This window comes from Castellaniella defragrans (assembly GCF_014203015.1).
GTDB lineage: Bacteria > Pseudomonadota > Gammaproteobacteria > Burkholderiales > Burkholderiaceae_B > Castellaniella > Castellaniella defragrans.
This window is the reverse complement of the sequence record NZ_JACHIB010000001.1, coordinates 134548-154831: the sequence shown is the minus strand read 5'-3', so window position 1 is coordinate 154831 and position 20284 is coordinate 134548. Positions and strand designations below refer to the sequence as shown.

The 20284-nt window shown below is 71.4% G+C and carries 16 protein-coding genes and 1 riboswitch; of the genes, 14 read left to right on the top strand and 2 right to left on the bottom strand.

Features of this window, described 5'->3' with window-relative positions; genetic code table 11:
* Positions 1 to 266: 266 nt before the first annotated feature.
* From HNR28_RS00655 to HNR28_RS00645, 3 genes are read left to right on the top strand one after another with little or no spacing between them, the layout of a single operon-like run.
* Positions 267 to 1388, top strand: coding sequence for an efflux RND transporter periplasmic adaptor subunit (locus tag HNR28_RS00655; RefSeq protein ID WP_052355535.1), 1122 nt, complete (start codon positions 267 to 269; stop codon positions 1386 to 1388).
* Positions 1385 to 4516 (top strand): efflux RND transporter permease subunit, encoded by a 3132-nt coding sequence (locus tag HNR28_RS00650; RefSeq protein ID WP_151025223.1) that lies wholly within the window; start codon positions 1385 to 1387, stop codon positions 4514 to 4516. The genes HNR28_RS00655 and HNR28_RS00650 overlap by 4 nt, the downstream gene beginning before the upstream one ends.
* Positions 4513 to 5976 carry an efflux transporter outer membrane subunit gene (locus tag HNR28_RS00645; protein ID WP_244978141.1) on the top strand — a complete coding sequence of 488 codons (1464 nt, stop codon included), beginning with the start codon at positions 4513 to 4515 and terminating at the stop codon, positions 5974 to 5976. Before HNR28_RS00650 ends, HNR28_RS00645 begins: the two co-directional genes overlap by 4 nt.
* A gap of 43 nt (positions 5977 to 6019) precedes the next feature.
* Here HNR28_RS00645 and HNR28_RS00640 read toward each other — a convergent pair whose 3' ends face one another.
* The gene (locus tag HNR28_RS00640) at positions 6020 to 6892 is read right to left on the bottom strand and encodes a COX15/CtaA family protein (RefSeq protein WP_052355537.1); all 873 of its coding nucleotides are present in this window, start codon (positions 6890 to 6892) and stop codon (positions 6020 to 6022) included.
* A gap of 281 nt (positions 6893 to 7173) precedes the next feature.
* On the opposite strand from HNR28_RS00640, the gene HNR28_RS00635 reads away from it, so the two are divergent.
* The 10 genes from HNR28_RS00635 to metF all read left to right on the top strand — a co-directional run bounded on the left by HNR28_RS00635 (position 7174) and on the right by metF (position 17348).
* On the top strand, positions 7174 to 7329 hold the full coding sequence (locus HNR28_RS00635; protein WP_170288503.1) for a hypothetical protein: 156 nt from the start codon (positions 7174 to 7176) through the stop codon (positions 7327 to 7329).
* Positions 7330 to 7338: 9 nt separating this feature from the next.
* Positions 7339 to 7878, top strand: coding sequence for a cupredoxin domain-containing protein (locus HNR28_RS00630; protein WP_043679684.1), 540 nt, complete (start codon positions 7339 to 7341; stop codon positions 7876 to 7878).
* A 13-nt stretch (positions 7879 to 7891) separates the two neighbouring features.
* A complete protein-coding gene (locus HNR28_RS00625; protein ID WP_151025114.1) occupies positions 7892 to 9592 on the top strand; it encodes a cbb3-type cytochrome c oxidase subunit I in 1701 nt (566 codons plus the stop codon).
* Positions 9593 to 9689: 97 nt separating this feature from the next.
* Positions 9690 to 10490, top strand: coding sequence for an SCO family protein (locus tag HNR28_RS00620; RefSeq protein WP_151025112.1), 801 nt, complete (start codon positions 9690 to 9692; stop codon positions 10488 to 10490).
* Positions 10491 to 10589: 99 nt separating this feature from the next.
* Positions 10590 to 11093 carry a hypothetical protein gene (locus HNR28_RS00615; RefSeq protein ID WP_043679690.1) on the top strand — a complete coding sequence of 168 codons (504 nt, stop codon included), beginning with the start codon at positions 10590 to 10592 and terminating at the stop codon, positions 11091 to 11093.
* Entirely contained in the window at positions 11090 to 12526 is a 1437-nt protein-coding gene (locus HNR28_RS00610) for a cbb3-type cytochrome c oxidase subunit I (RefSeq protein ID WP_151025110.1), read from the top strand. Before HNR28_RS00615 ends, HNR28_RS00610 begins: the two co-directional genes overlap by 4 nt.
* A 10-nt stretch (positions 12527 to 12536) precedes the next feature.
* Positions 12537 to 14468, top strand: a complete 1932-nt coding sequence (locus HNR28_RS00605; protein ID WP_151025109.1) for a cytochrome b N-terminal domain-containing protein — start codon at positions 12537 to 12539, stop codon at positions 14466 to 14468.
* 53 nt (positions 14469 to 14521) lie between these two features.
* Positions 14522 to 14620, top strand: a riboswitch (S-adenosyl-L-homocysteine riboswitch).
* A 68-nt stretch (positions 14621 to 14688) separates the two neighbouring features.
* Positions 14689 to 16095: an adenosylhomocysteinase gene (ahcY, locus tag HNR28_RS00600; protein WP_151025108.1), complete on the top strand. Its 1407-nt coding sequence runs from the start codon at positions 14689 to 14691 to the stop codon at positions 16093 to 16095.
* Between the two features lie 72 nt (positions 16096 to 16167).
* On the top strand, positions 16168 to 16506 hold the full coding sequence (locus tag HNR28_RS00595) for a phage holin family protein (protein ID WP_151025107.1): 339 nt from the start codon (positions 16168 to 16170) through the stop codon (positions 16504 to 16506).
* Positions 16503 to 17348 (top strand): methylenetetrahydrofolate reductase [NAD(P)H], encoded by an 846-nt coding sequence (metF, locus tag HNR28_RS00590; RefSeq protein WP_043679702.1) that lies wholly within the window; start codon positions 16503 to 16505, stop codon positions 17346 to 17348. The genes HNR28_RS00595 and metF overlap by 4 nt, the downstream gene beginning before the upstream one ends.
* Before the next feature lie 70 nt (positions 17349 to 17418).
* On the opposite strand, the gene HNR28_RS00585 is transcribed toward metF, so the two are convergent.
* Positions 17419 to 18048 carry a 5-formyltetrahydrofolate cyclo-ligase gene (locus HNR28_RS00585; RefSeq protein WP_151025106.1) on the bottom strand — a complete coding sequence of 210 codons (630 nt, stop codon included), beginning with the start codon at positions 18046 to 18048 and terminating at the stop codon, positions 17419 to 17421.
* 107 nt (positions 18049 to 18155) lie between these two features.
* On the opposite strand from HNR28_RS00585, the gene HNR28_RS00580 reads away from it, so the two are divergent.
* Positions 18156 to 20237 carry a transglycosylase SLT domain-containing protein gene (locus HNR28_RS00580; protein WP_151025105.1) on the top strand — a complete coding sequence of 694 codons (2082 nt, stop codon included), beginning with the start codon at positions 18156 to 18158 and terminating at the stop codon, positions 20235 to 20237.
* Positions 20238 to 20284: the final 47 nt, after the last annotated feature.

Sequence of the window (20284 nt, the reverse complement as noted above, 5' to 3'; positions counted from 1 at the left end):
AGGAACAAACCGTGGGTCCGCGCATGCGCGGATCCGGGCGCGCCTGCATCCCCGTGTCCGCATCCCGCCCCGGCCTCTGCGCTTCGGCGTCCGCGCTCCGGCCCCCGCGCTCCGGCACCTACCCGTCGGCTCCTGCGCTTCAAATACATCAATGTATTTGAATTCGATATTGTATTGAAATAAACTCCCCGTCGGCATGACGGCCGGCGAGCGCGCGGGCCGGGGCCGTTCGCCGGGTTGCCCGGCCGTCGCTCGCTGGGACGCACATGAAAGACATCCTCGCCCGTCCGCCGTACCGTCTGGTCCTGATCGCCGTCTGCGCGGCCCTGTCCGCCTGCGGCGCGCGCGAGCAGGCCGAGCCGCCGCCGCGTCCGGCGCCGACGGTCGAGGTCCGGCCCGATGCGGACCCCGCCGTCTGGACCGCGCCGGGCGTGATCGCCGCGCCCGAATCCATGCCGCTGTCGTTCCGGCAGGCGGGGCTGATCCTGCAGCGCCACGCGGGGCTGGGCGACGCCGTGCGCGCCGGGCAGCTCCTGGCGGAACTCGATCCCGAACTCTGGCGCCAGAACCTGGCGGCGGCCCAGGCCGCCCATCAGGCCGCGCGCGAAGCGCTGGACGTGGCCGAGCGGCAGGGGCGGCGCGACCAGGCCCAGGGGCGCGAGGGGCTGATCGCCCAGGCCCAGGCGGAACAGACGCGCGCCCAGCTGGCCCAGGCGCGGGCGCAGTACGAACAGGCCCGCCAGGCCCTGGCGCGGGCGCGCGACCAGATGGCCTACACGCGGCTGGCCGCCGGCCACGACGGCGTGATCGTCGCCGAGCAGGCCGGGACGGGCCAGAACGTCGCGGCGGGCCAGCCCGTGTACACCCTGGCCTGGGGAGACGGCCTGGAGGCCGTCGCCGACCTGCCCGCACGCCGCGTGGCGGGGATCGGGCCTGGCCAGGCGGCCGAGGTCGAGCCGATGGCGCTTCCGGGCGTGCGGCTGCCCGCCCGCGTGCGGGAAGTCGCCCGGGCCGCCGATCCGGCGAGCCTCGGTTTCCGGGTGAAGCTGCGGCTCGACGCGGCGGACCCGGCGCTGCGCCTGGGGATGACGGCCACGGTCCGCTTCCGGGCGCCCGCGGCCGGCGCGCCCCGCTACACCCTGCCCGCCACGGCGCTGTTCCATCGGGGAGACGGGCCGGCGGTCTGGGTCGTGGGCGCCGGGGGCGCGCTGGCCCTGCGGCCGGTCGAGGTCGCCGCCTATGGCGCCGACACCGTGACGGTCGCGGCCGGCATCGAGCCCGGCCAGATCGTGCTCGCCCAGGGTGCGCACACGGTGTCCGAAGGCCAGCGCGTCCAGGCCGTGCCCTACCGGCCCCATGCCGCCGCGCCGGCCGGAGGCGGCCGGTGAGCGGGCCGTCCGGGGCCCATCCGGCGGACGGGGGATTCAACCTGTCGCGCTGGGCGATCCTGCATCGCTCGCTGGTGATCTACCTGATCGCGGTCATGGTGGTGGCCGGCACGCTGGCGGGCCTGCGCCTGGCGCAGTCCGAGGATCCGCCCTTCACCTTCCGCGTCATGGTGGTCCAGACCCTGTGGCCCGGCGCCACGGCCGAGCAGGTGCGCGAGCAGGTCACCGACCGCATCGAACGCAAGCTGCAGGAAATGCCGCACCGCGACTACACCGCCAGCTATTCGCGGCCGGGCCAGTCCACGATCTTCTATTTCATGAGCGAGGCCGTGGATGCCCGCAAGGTGCCCGACGAGTGGTACCAGGTGCGCAAGAAGATCGGCGACCTGGCCGCCGAACTGCCCGCCGGCGTGGCCGGGCCGTTCTTCGACGACGAATTCGGCGACGTGTACACCAACATCTACGCGCTGGCGGGCGACGGCTACACGCCGGCGCAGCTGCGCGACCAGGCCGACATCCTGCGCACCGTGCTGCTGCGGGTGCCGGGCGTGGCCAAGGTCGATTATTTCGGCGACCAGGAAGAGCGCATCGAGGTCCGCATTCCCAACGCCGTGATGGCGCAATCGGGCCTGACGCCCGCGCGCATCAGTCAGGCGATCGCCGCGCGCAACGCCGTGGCCGACCCCGGCGTGGTATCCACCGCGTCCGACCGGCTGTACGTGCGTCCCACCGGGCAGTTTCACAGCCTGGAGGACCTGGCCGACACGCTGGTGCCCGCCGGCGACCGGCTGGTGCGCCTGGGCGACATCGCCGAGATCCGGCGCGGCGCGGCGCAGCCGCCGTCCACGCAGATGCGGCATGCCGGGCGGCCGGTGCTGGGCATCGGCGTGACCGCCGCCGAAGGCTACGACGTGGTGGACCTGGGGCGGCAGCTGCGCGACGCGGTGGCCGGCCTGCGGGAGCGGCTGCCGACCGGCCTGTCGCTGGAAGAAGTCGCCAGCATGCCCGACGCCGTGACGGCCTCGGTCGACGAATTCCTGCGCGCCGTGGGCGAGGCCGTGGCCATCGTGCTGCTGGTCAGCCTGGTGTCGCTGGGACTGCGCACCGGCATGGTGGTGGTGATCTCGATCCCCGTGGTGCTGGCGCTGACGGCGCTGGCCATGGACTGGATGGGCATCGGGCTGCACAAGGTGTCCCTGGGGACCCTGATCCTGGCGCTGGGCCTGCTGGTGGACGACGCCATCATCGCGGTCGAGATGATGGCCGTGAAGCTGGAGCAGGGCTGGGACCGGCTGAGCGCGGCGGCCTTCGCCTACACCAGCACGGCGTTTCCCATGCTGACGGGCACCCTGGTCACGGTCGCGGGCTTCCTGCCGATCGCCCTGGCGCGCTCGAACACCGGGGAATACACGCGCTCGATCTTCCAGGTGTCGGCCATCTCGCTGCTGGTGTCCTGGCTGGCCGCCGTGATCCTGATCCCGCTGCTGGGCCACGCCCTGCTGCGGCCGCACGCGCATCCCGCGCCGGCGGACGGCGCCGCGGCGCGCGACCTCTACGATTCGCCCTTCTACCGCCGGCTGCGGCGCTGGCTGCATGCCTGTGTGCGCCGCCGCGGCGGCGTCGTCGCCGTGACGCTGGCGCTGTTCGTGGCCGCGCTGGCGGCCTTCCGGCTGGTGCCGCAGCAGTTCTTCCCCGACTCGGCCCGGCCGGAGCTGCTGGTGGACCTGCGGCTGCGCGAAAGCGCCTCGTTCGAGGCGACGCTGGCGCAGGCGAAGCGCCTGGAGGCGCTGCTGGACGGACGCGCCGAGGTGGCGCGCGCCGTGGGCTTCGTGGGCACCGGCGCGCCGCGCTTCTACCTGCCGCTGGACGAGCAGCTGCCGTCGCCGAACTTCGCGCAGTATGTCGTCACGGCGAAGTCCATCGAGGACCGGGAAGCGCTCAAGCCCTGGCTGGAATCGGCGCTGCGCACGGAATTCCCGGCCGTGCGTGGGCGGGTGTCGCGCCTGGAGTCGGGTCCGCCCGTCGGCTTCCCGGTCCAGTTCCGCGTCAGCGGCGACGACGTCCCGCGCGTGCGCCAGGCGGCGGAGGCCGTGGCGGCCGTGCTGCGCGCCGATCCCCGCGCCCGCAACACGCAGTTCGACTGGGACGAGCCCTCGGCGCGCGTGTCGCATTTCGAGGTCGATCAGCAGGCCGCGCAGCGGCTGGGCATCGCCTCGCGCGACGTCGCGGATTTCCTCGCCATGACCCTGTCGGGCCGGCCCGTGTCGCAGTACCGCGAGGGCGACCGCCTGATCCGCATCGACCTGCGCGCGCCCGAGTCCGAGCGCGGCGATCCCGGGGCCCTGGCGCATCTGGCCCTGCCCTCGCCGCGCGGCGCCGTGCCCCTGGAGGCGCTGGGCGGGATGCGCGAGGGGCTGGAGCACGCCATCGTCTGGGAGCGCGACCGGCAGCCCACGATCACCGTGCGCGCCGAGGTGGCGCCGGGCGTCGAGGGGATCGATCTGACACGGGCCGTGGACGCGCGGCTCGCCGACATCCGCGCCGGCCTGCCCGTCGGCTACCGCATCGAGGTGGGCGGCGCGGTGGAAAGCAGCGCCAAGGCGCAGGCGTCGATCAACGCCCAGACTCCGGTGCTGGTCGTGGCCGTGCTGACCCTGCTGATGATCCAGCTGCAGCGCTTCTCCCGGGTGGTGCTGGTGGTCCTGACCGCGCCGCTGGGGCTGATCGGCGTGGTCCTCGCGCTGCTGATCTTCGGCAAGCCCTTCGGCTTCGTCGCCCTGCTGGGCGTGATCGCCATGTTCGGCATCATCATGCGCAATTCGGTGATCCTGGTGGACCAGATCGAGCAGGACATCGCGGCCGGCCATCGCCGCATCGACGCCATCGTGGACGCGACCGTGCGGCGCTTCCGCCCCATCACGCTGACGGCGGCCGCCGCCGTGCTGGCGCTGATCCCGCTGCTGCGCAGCGACTTCTTCGGCCCCATGGCCACCGCCCTGATGGGCGGCATCACCAGCGCCACCGTGCTCACGGTCTTCGTGCTGCCAGCCCTGTACGCGCTGATGTTCCGGGTCCGGGACGGGGATGAGGGCGGGGACGCGGGCCGCCCCGCGGGAGAAGCGCCATGAACGGCCGGCGGACGAGGGCGGCGGCCGTGCTGGGCCTGGCGTCGAGCCTGGGCCTGGCGGGCTGCGCCCTGGGGCCTTCGGGGCGGCCGCCGGCCGTGCCCGAACCGGCGCGCTACGTCGCGGGCCCGCCGCCGGATGCCGCGCCGGCGGACGGTCCCGAACTGGTGGCGGCGCAGGCGCCCGAGGCGTCCTGGTGGACGACGTTCGGCGCGCCCGAGCTGGATGCGCTGGTGGCCGAAGCGCGCGCGGCCAATCCCGACCTGGCCGCCGCGCGCGGGCGTCTGGAGGCGGCGCGCGAGGTCCTGCGGGCGCAGGTCGGCGCCACGGAACTGCCCTCGGTCGACCTGGGCGCCCAGGCGGCGCGCCAGCGCGCGCTCGGCCTGCCGCTGGAACTGCCGCCGCCCCTGCCCGAGCTGCCCCGCACCTCGCTCTACGACACCTTCGTCGGCCAGGCCCAGGTCCGCTACACCTTCGACCTGTTCGGCTCGATCCGCGAGCGCAACCGAGCCCTGGCCGAGCGGGTGGAGCAGCGTGCGGCCCAGTGGCGCGCCGCCCGCGAAGCGCTGGCGGCGAACGTGGTGTCCGGCGCGCTGACCCTGTCCGTGCTGCAGGCGCGCCTGCGCATCCTGGCGTCCGTGGCCGACGGCCTGCGGCGCGACGCGGCGGAGTCCGCCCGCCGCCAGGCCCTGGGCGCCGCGCCGCGCGCCGCCGTGTTGGACGCGCGCCGCCAGGCCGAGGCCGTGGCGGCGCAGATCCCGGGCCTGCGGGCGCAGGCGCTCACGCTCCGGCATGCCCTGGCCGTGCTGCTCGGGCGCACGCCCGACCGGGCGCCCGAGGCCATCCCCTTCGAGCGGCTGCGCCTGCCCGCGCGCATCCCCGTGCTGGTGCCTTCCGCGCTGCTGGCCGCGCGGCCCGACGTCCAGGCGGCGCGGGCGGCGCTCGCCGCGGCGGCCCACGACGCGGGCGCGGCGAGCGCCGACCTGTTCCCCAGCCTGACGCTGACGGCGGCCATGGGGCGCGGCGGCTACGACTGGCCGGCCGCGCTGTCGCCCGAGGGCGCCCTGTGGAGCCTCGCGGGCGGCCTGACGGCGCCGCTGTTCCATGGCGGCGCCCTGCGGGCGCAGCAGCGCGCCAGCCTGCGCGCCTACGCGGCGGCCGAGGACGATTACCGGAGCACGGTGCTGGCCGCCTTCCGCGAGGTGGCCGATGCGCTGGCCTCGCTGGAGCAGGCGGGCGCCGCGCAGGCCGCCGGGGACGCGGCCGCCGGGGCGGCCCGGGGCGCCGCCGCCGATGCCGCCCGGCGCGCGGCGCTGGGCGCGGTGCCGCCGTCGGCCGCCCGCGCGGCCGGCCGCCAGGCGGAGCTGGCGGAACTGGACGCCCTGGACGTGCGCGCGCAGCGGCTGCTGGAGGCCGCGCGCCTCTTCCACGCCATGGGCGCGGCGCCGTCCGCGGCGCCGTGAGGCGGGCGGCGGGGCCGCGGCCCGTGGGCGCGCCGGACGGCCCCTAGCGCCTGATTCCCGCCAGCGCCGCGAGCAGCAGCGCGGCGCAGAGATTGTGCGCCAGGATCAGCGCCAGCGGCGGAGCGGGCGCCGTGAGCGCCAGCCCCAGTATCGCCAGCAGCACGGGCAGGACCGCCAGCGCGGCGGCGAGGGCGCGGCCGCCCTGGCGCCGGACGCGCCAGGACAGCGTCAGCAGCAGCGCCACCAGCGCCAGCCCGGTGACGCGGTGCGTCGTCTGCAGCCAGGCGATGTCCGCGCCCATCAGGCTGCCCAGGGCGATCTGCGCCAGCACCAGCAGGATCGCGGGCCGCACCCAGCGCCGCGGCGGCGCCTGGCCGTCCCGGCCGCCCTGGCCGCCGCTCCCCGCGGGCGTGGGCGTGGGCGTCGCGGTGCGCGCCAGCCGCGTGCCCAGGGCGAACAGACAGAAGCCCCCGAGCAGGTTGCCCAGCGTCACGGCCGGGTGCAGCGACGATCCTCCCCAGCGCCCGAGCACCGCGAGAAACAGCGTCAGGCCCAGCATGCCCAGGACCAGCCGGCCTTCGGCCCGCAGGGCGGGGCGCGCGCTCAGGGTGGTCGCCAGCATGGCCAGCACCAGCAGCAGGGTCGCCGAGGCGGTCACGCGGTGCGCCATGCGCACGGCCGGCGAAGGCTCGCGCGCGCCGGCGGGCGGCTGCGCGCGCGGCGCCTGCGACAGCGAGTCCTGGCACTGGGGCCAGGGCTCGCAGGCCGGAGCGGTGCGGGTCAGGCGGATGTGGGCGCTCAGGCCGATGATGACGAGCACCAGCACGGCGCAGGTCCAGGCCATGCCGCGCAGCAGCATCAGCCGGCCGGCCGGGCGGGAAGGCGTGCGGCCTGGGAGGGGGGCAAGTTCGCTCATTCCTGCGGCTTCTCGAATGGGGATGGGGATGTTCCGGCGCCGCGGGCGCCGGCCTTTTCGGGCGTCCTCGGACGGGCCGTGCGGCATTTTCACATCCTTTGGCGGCGCGCCGGCGGACTATTTGCGTAAAACCCCGGGCTCATCCCTGAAAATTGATCTGGATCATGGCGCCGGTTTCTGCGGGTCCGGACAATCACAACACTCTGAAATAGATTTGTACCGGGCTTCCATTCCATCCCCCAATAAAAAGCCCCGGGAGGTTTCACGAGAGGAGAACAGCCATGGATCACCATGACGACGAAGACGAAAAAGTGCCGCTCATCCAGCAATTGCTGGACAGCCCCTTTCTATTGCTGTTTCTAGGTGTGGTCATCCCCATGGTCATCTACAACCTATGGGGCTTCATCGACATCCTGACGATTCCCGCAGCCAAATAAGGAAGCACCATGAGCGCAATCCTGCCCCCCTCGGAACGGCTGTGGTGGAAGCACCCGCTCGACCGCCTCGAAGCCACCTGGATCATCATCGCCTTCATCTGGTGCATGATCATGTTCTTCATGATGGTGTTCTGGCACGTCTACGGCAAGCAGAACCTGGCGACCGAAACCTACAAGACCAATCCCGCGAAATTCATGGCCCAGACGCAGGCCTTCGTGGACAAATGGACGGTCCGCACCGAAACCGAACAGAAAATCCCCGTGGTCGCGCCGCCCGAAGGCTCCGACATCTACCTGATCGCCCGGCTGTGGAGCTGGTGGCCGATCCTGGAACTGGAAAAGGGCAAGACCTACAAGCTGCACCTGACCGCGATGGACTACAACCACGGCTTCTCGCTGCAGCCCGTCAACATGAACATCCAGGTGGTGCCCGGCTACGAGCACGTGATCAAGGTCACGCCGACCGAGTCCGGCACCTTCTCCATCGTGTGCAATGAGTATTGCGGCATCGGCCACCACGAGATGGTGAGCCGCCTGTACGTCAAGTAAAACAGGGATCGACATGGCCACTCATACCACTTATCGCACGTGTCCGCGCTCGGGTCTGCAGTTCGAGGACCAGGCTGAAAAACTCATCAAGATCAACGCCGTCACGGCCATCGTGGCGCTGCTCGTCGGCGGCCTGCTGGCCATCGGCGTGGTGCTCACCCGCTGGCCCGCCGTGCACTGGCTGCCCGCCGACACCTTCTACATGGTGCTCACGGCGCACGGCCTGGACATGCTGATCTACTGGATGATCTTCTTCGAGATCGCGGTACTGTATTTCGCCTCCTCGACCCTGCTGCGCTGCCGCATCGCCACCCCGCGCATCGCCTGGCTCGCCTACGCGCTCATGCTCGTCGGCGCGGTGGTCAACAACATCGCCGTGTTCCGGGGCGATTCCAGCGTGATGATGACCTCCTATGTGCCGATGATGGCCCATTGGTCGTTCTATCTCGGGCTGATCGTGTTCGCCGTCGGCGCGCTGATCGCCTGCGGCGTGTTCTTCGGCACGATGGTCGTCGCCAAGCGGGAAAAGACCTACGAAGGCTCGGTCCCCCTGGTCACGTTCGGCGCCATGACGGCGGCGATCATCGCCGTCTTCACCCTGCTGTCGGGCGCCATCATCCTGATCCCGACCTTCTTCATGTCCATCGGGCTGCTGCAGAACGTCGATCCGCTGGTGTACCGGGTGATCTGGTGGGCGCTGGGCCACTCGTCCCAGCAGATCAACGTCGCGGCCCACATCTCGATCTGGTATGCCGTGGCGGCCATCGCCTTCGGCGCCAAGCCCATGTCCGAGCGCGTCAGCCGCGGCGCCTTCCTGCTGTACATCCTGTTCCTGCAGCTCGCCAGCGCCCACCACATCCTGGCCGACCCGGGCGTCAGCACCGAATGGAAGATCGTCAACACCAGCTACTTCATGTATTTCGCCGTGCTGGCCTCGATGATCCACGCCCTGTCGATTCCCGGCGCCATGGAAGTCGCGCAGCGCGCCCGGGGCTTCAACAAGGGCCTGTTTGAATGGCTGCGCAAGGCGCCCTGGGGCAATCCCGTGTTCTCCAGCGTCTTCATCTCGCTGGTCGGCTTCGGCTTCCTGGGCGGCATCTCGGGGGTGATGATGGGCACCGAGCAGCTCAACCTGCTCATCCACAACACCATCTACGTGCCCGGCCACTTCCACGCCACCGTCGTCATCGGCTCCACGCTGACCTTCATGGGCCTGACCTACTTCCTGATTCCGGTGCTGTTCCGGCGCGAGATCATCTCGCCCGACCTGGCGCGCATCCAGCCCTACCTCTTCGGCTTCGCGATGTACTTCTTCTGCCTCGTGATGATGGGCGCCGGCACGCTGGGCGTATCCCGCCGCCACTGGGACATGGCCTTCAACGGCCATGCGCTGGCCTACGAATGGCCGGGCGCGGCCTACCTGATGATGGGGCTGGTGGGTATCGGCGGGGTCGTGGCCATCATCGGCGGCGCGCTCTTCGTCTACCTGGTGATCGGCTCCCTGCTGTTCGGCAAGCGGCTCGACACCGGCGCGGTCAGCCCCCATTTCACGCCGGTCCAGCGCGCCGCGCCGACCCTCGCGGCCCAGACCTACGGCTCGGCGGGCTTCGTGGCGCCCGGCACCTTCGTCCTGGCCATGGTCTTCCTGCTGGCCTTCGTGCTCTACTACTTCGTCAACTGGAAGTACCTGAGCCAGCTGTGGGGCCTGAGTTGACGCGCGGGGCGCACCGGGGAAGATAGTGGGGTCCGGCGGGTCGATTCTCTCCCGCGCATGGCGGGGATTTGCGGCATGCGGTCTGGGGCTGGCGCTGATGGCGGCGCCGGCCGCGGGCCGCGCCGAGGCGGCCGGGAATCCCGGGCTGGATCCCGGGCAGGCCCTGCGCCTCAGCCAGGCGGCGCTCGGGCGGCAGGTCGGCGATCACATCCTGCTGGATCGCCAGGGCCGCCCGGTGGCCCTTTCCTCCTTCCGCGGCAAGCCCCTGCTGGTCAGCTTCATCTACACCGGCTGCTTCCAGATCTGTCCCGCCACCACCCGTTCGCTGCAGGAAGCCGTCGAGGCCCTGCAAAAGAGCGTGGGCGCCAGCCAGTTCAACGTCGTCAGCATCGGCTTCAACCAGCCCGCGGATTCGCCGCAGGCGCTCAAGGCATTCGCCACCCAGTACGGCATCACGACGCCCAACTGGGATTTCCTCAGCCCGCCCGCGGCCATCGTCCCCGCGCTGACAGCGGATTTCGGCTTCGCCTATGCGGCCACGCCGGCCGGCTTCGACCACGTCCTCCAGGTCTCGGTGCTCGACGCCGACGGGCGCATCGTGCGCCAGATCTACGGCGAGGACGTCGTGGCGGGCGAACTGGGCGAGCCGCTGAAGATGCTGCTCGCCGGCCTGCCCATGAACGCGGAAAACTCCGTGCTCGACAACCTGATGGACCGCATCCGCATCATGTGCACGGTGCTGGATCCGGAAACCGGCGCCTACCGGGTCGATTACACCCTGCCGGTCCAGATCGCCGGCGGCGCGACCTTCTTCATCCTGATGATGGCCTTCTTCATCAACGAATGGCGCACGAGCCGCAGGATTTCAGCCAAAAAGAGGGACCGTGGCATCGCCTGACGCACGCGCGTCCGATCCGCGTGCCGGGCGCCGCCCCCGCGGCCGGATCGCGGCGCCGGCGCCCGGAGACGCAAGCCCCCATTCCCTAGGAGAGCCCCGATGAGGCGCGTGTTCGACTGGCTTGGCCAGGCCCTGCTGTATGGCTGTTTCGCCGTGGCGATCGGCGTCTTTTCGCGCTGGCCCGTCTACCACCCCCTGGGGCCCGACATGGCGCAGATCAAGGTCAGCTTCATGCACCACGGCGCGCGGCTGGCCGACTGCCGGCCCTACACCGCCGAAGAACTCGCCAAGCTCGCGCCCAACATGCGCGGGGCCGCGAAATGCGAACGGGAACGCTCGCCGGTGAGCATCGAGGTGGACCTCGACGGCCGGCAGGTGGTCAGCCACGTCTCCGCGCCCTCGGGCCTGTCGCGCGATGGCGCCTCCACCCTGTACCGGCGCCTGGACGTCCCGGCGGGCGAGCACCGCATCGCCGTGCGCTTCCGCGACGACCAGTCGGCCCGCGGAGCCGTCCAGCAGCATGAGGCGGTGGTCACGCTGGCGCCGGCCCAGGTGCTGGTGATCGATTTCAACGCCGACAAGGGAGGCATCGTCCTGCAATGAGCGCGAACCCCTGTCATGTGCCGGGCCTGCAAGGCGTCCCGGCCGCTCCGCCGCCGGCGCGCCTGGGCGCGGACTACCAGCTGGACGTCTCCGGCGAAGCGCGCCTGACGCTGGGGCGCGGCTGGCTCGGCCTCGGGCTGGCCGCGCTGATCGGCTCGGGCATCTTCTCGGTGCTGCTGGTGGCCTCGCGCACCCCTTACGTGAACCGCTGGCTGCCGGCCGCCGACTTCTTCCAGATTTCCCTGGTGCTGCACGTGGACCTGTCGGTGCTGGTCTGGTTCGTCGCCATGGCCGGCCTGCTCTGGAGCCTGTACGGCACCGCGCGCGCGCAATGGCTGGCCTGGCCGGGCCTGTGGATCACCGCCGCCGGCACGCTCGCCATGGCGCTGGCGCCCTTCCTGAATCCGGGCCAGCCCATCATGGCCAACTACATCCCGGTGCTCGAATCGCCGCTGTTCCTGGCGGGCCTGGTGATGTTCGGCCTGGGCGCGACGCTGCTGGTGCTGCGCAGCCTGCTGGCGGCGCCCCGGCTGGGCATGCGCTACGACGGGCGGGGCGCGCTGGGCTTCGGCCTGGGCGCGGCCGCCGTGGCCGCGGCCGTCGGCGTGCTCGGCTTCGCCTGGTCCTGGGCCGTGCTGCCCACCTCGCTGCACGGCAAGGCCTACTACGAGATCCTGTTCTGGGGCGGCGGCCATGCCCTGCAGTTCACCTGGACCCTGCTGATGCTGGTGGCCTGGCTGTGGCTGGCCAGTGCGTGCGGCGCGCGTTCCGTGCTGACGCCGCGCGTCACGGTCATGATGTTCTCCCTGGCGCTGGCAGGGGTCTTCGTCACGCCCTACGCCTATCTCGCCCACGACGTGGCGTCCGTCGAGCACCGCGCCCTGCTCACCTGGGCCATGCGCCTGGGCGGCGGCCCCGCCATCCTGCCGGTCGGCCTGTCGGTGGTCTACGGCGCGCTCGCGGTGCGGCTGCGCGCCCCCGAGCAGCGGCCGCTGCGCGCGGCGCTGCTCGCCTCGGTGCTGGTGTTCGCCGCGGGCGGCGTGATCGGCATCTTCATCGCCGGCAGCAACGTGCGCATCCCGGCCCACTACCATGGCTGCATCGTCGGCGTGACGCTGGCGCTCATGGGCGTGGTCTACCGCGTCCTGCCCGCGCTGGGCTACCGCGCGCCGCAGGGCCGCATGGCCACCTGGCAGCCCTGGCTCTACGGCATCGGGCAGCTCATCCACATCACCGGGCTGGTCTGGTCCGGCGGCTACGGGGTGCAGCGCAAGGTGGCGGGCGCCGAGCAGGTGCTGCGCAGCACCGGCGAGGTGGTCGGCATGGGCATGATGGGGCTGGGCGGCCTCATCGCCATCATCGGAGGGCTGCTGTTCGTGGTGGTGGCGATCCGCGCCATGCGCCCGCCGGCGGCGCGCGACTCGAAGGCTTGAAGGGAATCCAATGATCAAGAGAATCCAGAGCCTGCTGCAATGGCTCTTCCTGCGCGTCGAAGGCATGTTCAATGCCGCGTTCGGCGACCGCATCAATCCCTTCTATCACCTGGGCGCCATCTCCTTCTTCCTGTTCTGGGTGGTGGGGGGCAGCGGCCTGTACCTCTACGTGTTCTTCGAGACCGGCATCGTCGACGCCTACGACTCGGTGATCGAGCTGAGCACCACGCAATGGTGGCTGGGCGGCATCCTGCGCAGCGTGCACCGCTACGCCTCGGACGCGATGGTGCTCACCATGGCGCTGCACATGCTGCGCTATTTCGCCTTCGACCGGTTCCGCGGGTTCCGCTGGTTCTCCTGGATGACCGGGGTGATGCTGATCTGGATGGTCTACGCCACGGGCATCAACGGCTACATGCTGCCCTGGGACCAGCTGGCGCAGTACGTCACCGTGGCCACGTTTGAATGGCTCGACTGGCTGCCGATCTTCGACGGCGCGCTGATGCGCAATTTCCTCTACACCGAGCACGTCGGCAACCGCTTCTTCACCCTGCTGTCCTTCATGCACGTGGGCCTGCCGCTGGTGGTGCTGATGGTCATGTCGATCCACGCGCAACGGGTGCCCAAGGCGCGCACCACGCCGCCGCGGGCCATCGCCGCCGGCCTGCTCGCCACGCTGGTGGCACTGTCGTTCGTGGCGCCGGTGCACAGCCAGGGCGGGGTCAGCGACCTGGCCCGGGCCGTCGCCCGGATCGAGCCCGACTGGTTCTACATGGCGGTCTTTCCGCTGATGACGCAATGGCCGATGGCCTGGGTGTGGGCCCTGGTGGTCGGCGGCTCCGTGCTGCTCGCGCTGCTGCCCTGGTGGCCGCCGCGGTTCCGGCGCGGCGAGCGGCGCATGGCGGGGCTCGTCATCCACGGCGGGCAAGGCACGAGCGCGCAGTTCCAGGCGCGCGAGGGCGAGACCATCCTCGACGCCGGCCTGCGGGAAGGCCTGCCGCTGTCCTTCGAGTGCCGCAACGGCGCCTGCGGCCTGTGCATCTGCACCGTCCAGCAGGGCGCCTACGACCACCGGCCCTACAGCCCCGGCGCGCTGACCGATGCCCAGAAGGCCCGCGGCATGGCCCTGATGTGCTGCGCCGTGCCGCGCGGCGACATGGTCGTCGAGGTCGAGGACGCCGTCGCGGGCGCGGGCACGGCCCGCACCGTGCGCGAATACACCGCCGTGGTCGAGCGCCTGGAGCCGCTCGCCCAGGACGTGATGCTCCTGGTCCTGCGGCCGTCGGAGGGCGCGGCGCTGGACTTCGAGGCGGGGCAGTACATCAACATCGTGCTCGACGACGGCCAGCGGCGCGCCTTCTCCTTCGCCAACCGGCCCGGTGCGGACGCGCTGATCGAGCTGCACGTCCGCCTCGTCCCGGGGGGACGCTTCACGACCCACGTGTTCCAGGGCATGAAGCCCGGCGATGTGGTGCGCTTCGAGGGGCCGCTGGGCCAGTTCACGCTGCGCGACAGCCGCCAGCCCATCCTGTTCGTGGCCGGCGCCACGGGCTTCGCGCCCGTCAAGAGCATCGTGGAGGACGCCTTCGCGCGCGGCGTGCAGCGTCCCATGCGGCTGTACTGGGGCGTGCGCCGGCGCGAGGACCTGTACATGCTCGAACGCTGCGAGCAGTGGCAGCGCGAGCACGCCAATTTCACCGTGGTGCCGGTGCTCTCCGAGCCCGCCGAAGGCGATGGCTGGACGGGGCGCACCGGCCTGGTGCATGAAGCCATCCTGGCCGATTTCACGGACCTGAGCGGCTACGAGGTCTATCTGTGCGGCTCGGTGCGGATGGTCGAGGCCGCGGCGCCGGCGTTCATCGCCCAGGGGCTGGACGAGAGCGTCTGCTTCTCCGACGCCTTCCTGCCGGCGTCGCGGCTGCCCGCCCAGCCGGCGTCCTGAACGCCGCGCGGGCGTCTCCGCCATGGCAGGGACGCCCACGCTATAATTCGGACTTGCCCGAGGGGCGCTGCACCGGTGCGGCGGTGGAATCCGATGGATCCCGCCCGCGCCGCCAGGCTCGGGATTCCTTCTTCAAACGGCGCCCATCGCCGTCCTGCGCGGGCGGGGGTGGGCACGGCCGTGACGCCCCCTTCGCCGGCGCAGGCTCTACAGGATCACCATGAGCACTGCACACGACTACGTCATCGCCGACATCGCCCTGGCCGACTGGGGCCGCCGCGAAATCGCCATCGCCGAAACCGAAATGCCCGGCCTGATGGCCACGCGGGAAGAATTCGCCGCGTCCCAGCCCCTGAAGGGCGCGCGCATCGCCGGCAGCCTGCACATGACCATCCAGACGGCGGTGCTGATCGAGACCCTGAAGGCCCTGGGCGCGGAAGTGCGCTGGGCCTCGTGCAACATCTTCTCCACCCAGGACCACGCCGCCGCCGCCATCGCCGCGGGCGGCACGCCGGTGTTCGCCGTCAAGGGCGAGTCCCTGGAAGACTACTGGCAGTACACGCACCGCATCTTCGACTGGCCGGGCGAGCAGGCCAACATGATCCTGGACGACGGCGGCGACGCCACCCTGCTGCTGCACCTGGGCGCGCGCGCGGAGGCTGACGCCTCGGTCATCGCCCGCCCCGGCAACGAGGAAGAGCGCGTGCTGTTCGCCGCCATCCGGGCGCAGCTGGCCCGCGACCCGAAATGGTATTCCACGCGGCTGGCGCAGATCCGCGGCGTGACCGAGGAAACCACCACCGGCGTGCACCGCCTCTACCAGATGTCGCAGCGCGGCGAGCTGAAGATCCCCGCCATCAACGTCAACGACTCGGTCACCAAGTCCAAGTTCGACAACCTGTACGGCTGCCGCGAATCCCTGGTGGACGGCATCAAGCGCGCCACCGACGTGATGGTCGCGGGCAAGATCGCCGTGGTCTGCGGCTTCGGCGACGTGGGCAAGGGCTGCGCCCAGGCGCTGGCCGCCCTGCGCGCCCAGGTCTGGGTCACGGAAGTCGATCCCATCTGCGCGCTGCAGGCCTCGATGGAAGGCTACCGCGTGGTGGACCTGAACGACGCCGACGTGGTCGAGCAGGCGGACATCTTCGTCACGGCCACCGGCAACTACCACGTCATCGACCGCGACCATCTGTACCGCATGAAGGACCAGGCCATCGTCTGCAACATCGGCCACTTCGACAGCGAGATCAACGTCGCCTCGGTGGAAGACCTGCCCTGGGAGGAAATCAAGCCCCAGGTGGACCACATCATCTTCCCGGACGGCAAGCGCGTCATCCTGCTCGCCAAGGGCCGCCTGGTGAACCTGGGCTGCGCCACCGGCCATCCGTCCTTCGTGATGTCGGCGTCCTTCACCAACCAGACCATCGCCCAGATCGAGCTGTACACGCGCGGCGACCACTACAAGACCGGCCAGGTCTACGTGCTGCCCAAGCACCTGGACGAAAAGGTCGCCCGCCTGCACCTGAAGAAGCTGGGCGTGCGCCTGACGACGCTGACGCAGAAGCAGGCCGACTACATCGGCGTGCCGGTCGCAGGCCCGTTCAAGCCGGACCATTACCGCTATTGATCCCCGTGCGCCCCGCCCCCGGCGCGCCGGGGATCGGGCGCCTCCGATTCCGATCCTTTTTCCGGGAGTTCCATCATGCTGCTGCTCGTCTGGATCCTGAACGCCGTGGCCCTGCTGGTCGTGGCCTACATCCTGCCCGGCATCACCGTGGCCTCGTTCGGCTCGGCGCTGATCGCCGCGCTGGTGCTGGGCCTGCTCAATGCCGTGGTCAAACCCCTGCTGATCCTGCTGACCCTGCCGCTGACCATCGTCACGCTGGGCCTGTTCCTGCTGGTGCTCAACGCCCTGGTGTTCTGGTTCGCCGGCTCCATCCTGAAAGGCTTCCAGGTGGACGGCTTCTGGTGGGCGGTGATCGGCGCGATCGTCTACAGCATCGTGTCCACGGCCCTGGCGGGGTTGCTGACCTCATGAACGGTTCCGCCTCCGCGATCAGCCTGGAATTCTTCCCGCCGCGCGACATCGCCGCCCAGGAACGCCTGGTGCGCTCCGCCAAGCGGCTGGAGGCCCTGCGGCCGGCCTACGTCAGCGTGACCTTCGGCGCGGGCGGCTCCACCCGCACCGGCACGGCCGACACCGTGCGCATGCTGCAGAACCTGGGCGTGGACGTGGCGCCGCACCTGTCCTGCATCGGCGCGACGCGCGCGGAACTGCGCGCCATCCTGGACGACTACCGCGCGCGCGACATCCGCCGCCTGGTCGCCCTGCGCGGCGACCTGCCCTCGGGCATGGGCGGCGACACGGGCGAGCTGCACCACGCCGCCGACCTGGTGCGCTTCGTGCGCGAGCACTACGGCGACCACTTCCACATCGAGGTCGCCGCCTATCCCGAAATGCATCCCCAGGCCGAAAGCGCGGCGGCCGACCTGCGGCATTTCGTGGACAAGGTCCGGGCCGGGGCCGACGGCGCCATCACCCAGTATTTCTTCAATCCGGACGCCTATTTCGATTTCGTCGACCGGGTGCGCGCGCAAGGGCTGGACATCCCCGTCACGCCGGGCATCATGCCGGTGACCAACTACACCCAGCTGGCGCGCTTCTCGTCCATGTGCGGGGCGGAAATCCCGCGCTGGATGCGGCTGCGGCTGCAGGACTTCGGCGACGACAAGGCGTCCATCCGCGCCTTTGGCATCGAGGTGATCACGCGGCTGACCGCGCGCCTGCTGGAGCAGGGCGCGCCGGGGGCGCATTTCTACACCCTGAACAACGCCGACGCGGTGGCGCAGATCTGCGCCAACCTGGGGCTGGACGCCTAGAGTTCCGGCGTGCCGGCCTCATTGCCGCAGGCGCGATGAAGGCACGGCGATCCGCGGGCGGGTCCCGCGTCTACAGTTCCGGCGCCGGCACGGCCCAGCCCTTGTCGGTCAGGACCGCGTCCAGGCGGACGTCGTGCGCGGCGGGGGCGTAGGCCTCGCCGCTCAGGTCGCCGCAGGCCCAGGCCACGCCCACCGAGGTGAACGCATGGCCGGCGGCCTTCAGCGCCGCCAGGGTGCGGTCGTAGTAGCCGCCGCCGTAGCCCAGGCGGTCGCCCTGGCGCGTGTAGCCCAGCGTGGGCACCAGCACGACGTCGGGGGCGGGGGCTTCGGGGCCGTCGGGCTCCAGGATGCCGTAGGCCCCGGGTTTCATGGGGGTGTCCGGCGTCCAGGCGCGGAAGCGCAGCGGCTGGCCGGGCGCCGCCACGACCGGCAGCGAGACCGTCAGGGTCTCGTCTTCCGCCCATTGGCGCAGCAGCGCCTGCAGGGCGGGCTCGTCGGCCATGGACCAGAACGCGGCGATGCCGCGCACGTCGGGGCGGCCCGATTCGCGCAGGCGGGTGCGGTTGGTCGCCAGCCAGGTGTAGAGGCGGCCGCGGATCAGCAGCGCGCCGCGCTCGCGGTCCTGGGGCGGCATCCCGGCGCGGCGCTGCTTGAGTCGCGTCCGCAGGGCGGCTGCGTTATCCTGTGCGTTCTGATTCATGTAGTGACTGGTTCGCGGGGTTTTTGGCCATGAGGCGAAGTTTCATAGGATATCCGGGATTCGCCGGGGATGCAGAGCCGGCCTCGTCCCGATCGCGTCATCGGTACATGGCCTGGGGCCTGGCGGCCCTGCTGGGCCTGTCGGGCTGCGCGGGCGCCCAGGCGCCCACGGCCGCCGAACAGCAGGCGGGCGAAGCCCCGCGCGTCGTCCTGGCCGCGCCGGCCTCGGACTCGCCCGCGCCTGCGCCCGCTGCGCCCGCTGCGCCCGAAACCCTGCCGCCTCCGGTGGTGCCGGCGCCCGCGCCGGTGGTGGTGCCGCCCGCCGCCCGCCAGGCCGTCGTGGACGCCTACGAGGCCTTCCAGAAGCGGCGCTGGGCCGATCTCGACCGCCTGGCGCCGCTGGCCGCCGCCGACCCGGTGCTGGGCCTGTATCCACGCTACTGGGCGCTGCGCAACCGGCTGCAGGACCGCGCCCGTCCCGTCCCGGACGCCGAAGTGCGCCAGTTCCTGGCCGACGCGGCCGGCACCTACCTGGACGAACGCATCCGCGCCGACTGGATCCTGGCGGCCACCCGCTCCGGCGACTACGCCCAGGCCCTGCGGGTGCCGGCGGTGGCCGAGCCCTCGGCGGCGGTGCGCTGCGCCCTGCTGCTGGCGCGCCACCAGAGCGGCAAGCGCGCCCGCGCGGCCGAGGTGCTGGACGTGTTCCAGCCCAATGCCGACTGCTGGGACCTGCTGGACCAGGCGGCGGCCGACCACATCCTCAGCCGCAAGGAGCTGAACGGCCTGCTGCGCGACACCCTGGAAAGCGGCAAGCAGGGCGAGGCCGACCGCATGGCCGGCGTGGTGTTCGACGACGCGGCCATGGTGCAGTACGCCGCGCTGATGAAAAATCCGCGCAAATGGCTGGAATCCCGCGGCCAGCCGCGCGCCGCCGTGGATTTCGAGCTGGCCGCCATCGCCCTGTCGCGCCTGGCGCGCAGCGACGACCGGTCCGAGGCCGCCCGATTCATCCAGGAACGCTGGGCGGGCTGGATGCCGAAGGCCGACCTGCAATGGGTCTGGGGGCAGTTCGGTCTGGTGGCCGCGCTCAACGTCGATCCCGAGGCCGTGCGCTGGTACCGGCAGTCCGGCTTCGTGCCCATGACCGACTACAACCACGCCTGGGAAGTTCGCGCCGAACTGCGCGCCGCGCCCATCGACTGGGACCGGGTCGCCACGGCCATCCGCAAGATGAGCGGGCGGCAGGCCGACGAGCCCGTCTGGCGCTACTGGTACGGCCGCGCCCTGGCGGCCCAGGGCAATGCCGTGGCCGCGCGCCAGTACTACGAGTCCATCGCCGCCGAGCAGGGCTTCTACGGCCTGCTGGCGGCCGAGGAACTGGGCCGCACGCCGGCCCTGCCGCCGCAGCCCGCTCCCCTGGACCCGGCCTGGACCGCCCAGGCGCGGGCCAATCCCGGCCTGCGCCGCGCCGTGGCGCTGTTCGACCTGGGCTGGCGCAGGGAAGCCGTGCCCGAATGGAATTTCGCCCTGCGCGGCATGAGCGACGCCCAGCTGCGCGGCGCGGCGGAATTCGCCCGCGAGCAGCACATCTACGACCGGGTGGTGAACACCTCCCTGCTGACGCGCGGCGTGGCCGACTTCAGCCAGCGCTTCATCGCGCCCTTCGAGGGCCAGGTGGCCGCCAAGGCGCGCCTGATCGACCTGGACCCCGCCTGGGTCTACGGCCTGATCCGCCAGGAATCGCGCTTCATCACCGACGCCCGTTCGCGCGTCGGGGCGTCGGGCCTGATGCAGCTGATGCCGGCCACCGCGCGCCACGTGGCGCGCAAGATCGGCATGAAGGACTTCAAGCCCAGCCAGGTCAACGATTTCGACACCAACACGATCCTGGGCACGAACTATCTCAACATGGTGCTGCGGGACCTGAGCGGCTCCGAGCTGCTCGCCACGGCGGGCTACAACGCCGGGCCGGGCCGGCCGAAACGCTGGCGCGCCCAGCTCCAGGCGCCGGTCGAAGGCGCGATCTTCGCCGAGACCATTCCTTTCACCGAGACCCGCCTGTACGTGAAGAACGTCCTGTCCAACGCGGTCTACTACGCGATGCTGTTCTCCGGCCAGCCCGATTCGCTGAAGGCGCGCCTGGGCACCGTCGGCCCCATGGACGGGACGCGGACGGCGCGGCCGTGACCGCGCGCCGCAGCGCCGGCCACGCCGGTCCTGGCGAGGCCGGGCCG

What these genes read in the sequence shown, in the direction of transcription:
- HNR28_RS00655 (WP_052355535.1), top strand. Translation starts at nt 267, where the DNA reads ATGAAAGACATCCTCGCCCGTCCGCCGTACCGTCTGGTCCTGATCGCC.
- HNR28_RS00645 (WP_244978141.1), top strand. Translation starts at nt 4,513, where the DNA reads ATGAACGGCCGGCGGACGAGGGCGGCGGCCGTGCTGGGCCTGGCGTCG.
- HNR28_RS00640 (WP_052355537.1), bottom strand. Translation starts at nt 6,892, where the DNA reads ATGAGCGAACTTGCCCCCCTCCCAGGCCGCACGCCTTCCCGCCCGGCC.
- HNR28_RS00635 (WP_170288503.1), top strand. Translation starts at nt 7,174, where the DNA reads ATGGATCACCATGACGACGAAGACGAAAAAGTGCCGCTCATCCAGCAA.
- HNR28_RS00630 (WP_043679684.1), top strand. Translation starts at nt 7,339, where the DNA reads ATGAGCGCAATCCTGCCCCCCTCGGAACGGCTGTGGTGGAAGCACCCG.
- HNR28_RS00625 (WP_151025114.1), top strand. Translation starts at nt 7,892, where the DNA reads ATGGCCACTCATACCACTTATCGCACGTGTCCGCGCTCGGGTCTGCAG.
- HNR28_RS00620 (WP_151025112.1), top strand. Translation starts at nt 9,690, where the DNA reads ATGGCGGCGCCGGCCGCGGGCCGCGCCGAGGCGGCCGGGAATCCCGGG.
- HNR28_RS00615 (WP_043679690.1), top strand. Translation starts at nt 10,590, where the DNA reads ATGAGGCGCGTGTTCGACTGGCTTGGCCAGGCCCTGCTGTATGGCTGT.
- HNR28_RS00610 (WP_151025110.1), top strand. Translation starts at nt 11,090, where the DNA reads ATGAGCGCGAACCCCTGTCATGTGCCGGGCCTGCAAGGCGTCCCGGCC.
- HNR28_RS00605 (WP_151025109.1), top strand. Translation starts at nt 12,537, where the DNA reads ATGATCAAGAGAATCCAGAGCCTGCTGCAATGGCTCTTCCTGCGCGTC.
- ahcY (WP_151025108.1), top strand. Translation starts at nt 14,689, where the DNA reads ATGAGCACTGCACACGACTACGTCATCGCCGACATCGCCCTGGCCGAC.
- metF (WP_043679702.1), top strand. Translation starts at nt 16,503, where the DNA reads ATGAACGGTTCCGCCTCCGCGATCAGCCTGGAATTCTTCCCGCCGCGC.
- HNR28_RS00585 (WP_151025106.1), bottom strand. Translation starts at nt 18,048, where the DNA reads ATGAATCAGAACGCACAGGATAACGCAGCCGCCCTGCGGACGCGACTC.
- HNR28_RS00580 (WP_151025105.1), top strand. Translation starts at nt 18,156, where the DNA reads ATGGCCTGGGGCCTGGCGGCCCTGCTGGGCCTGTCGGGCTGCGCGGGC.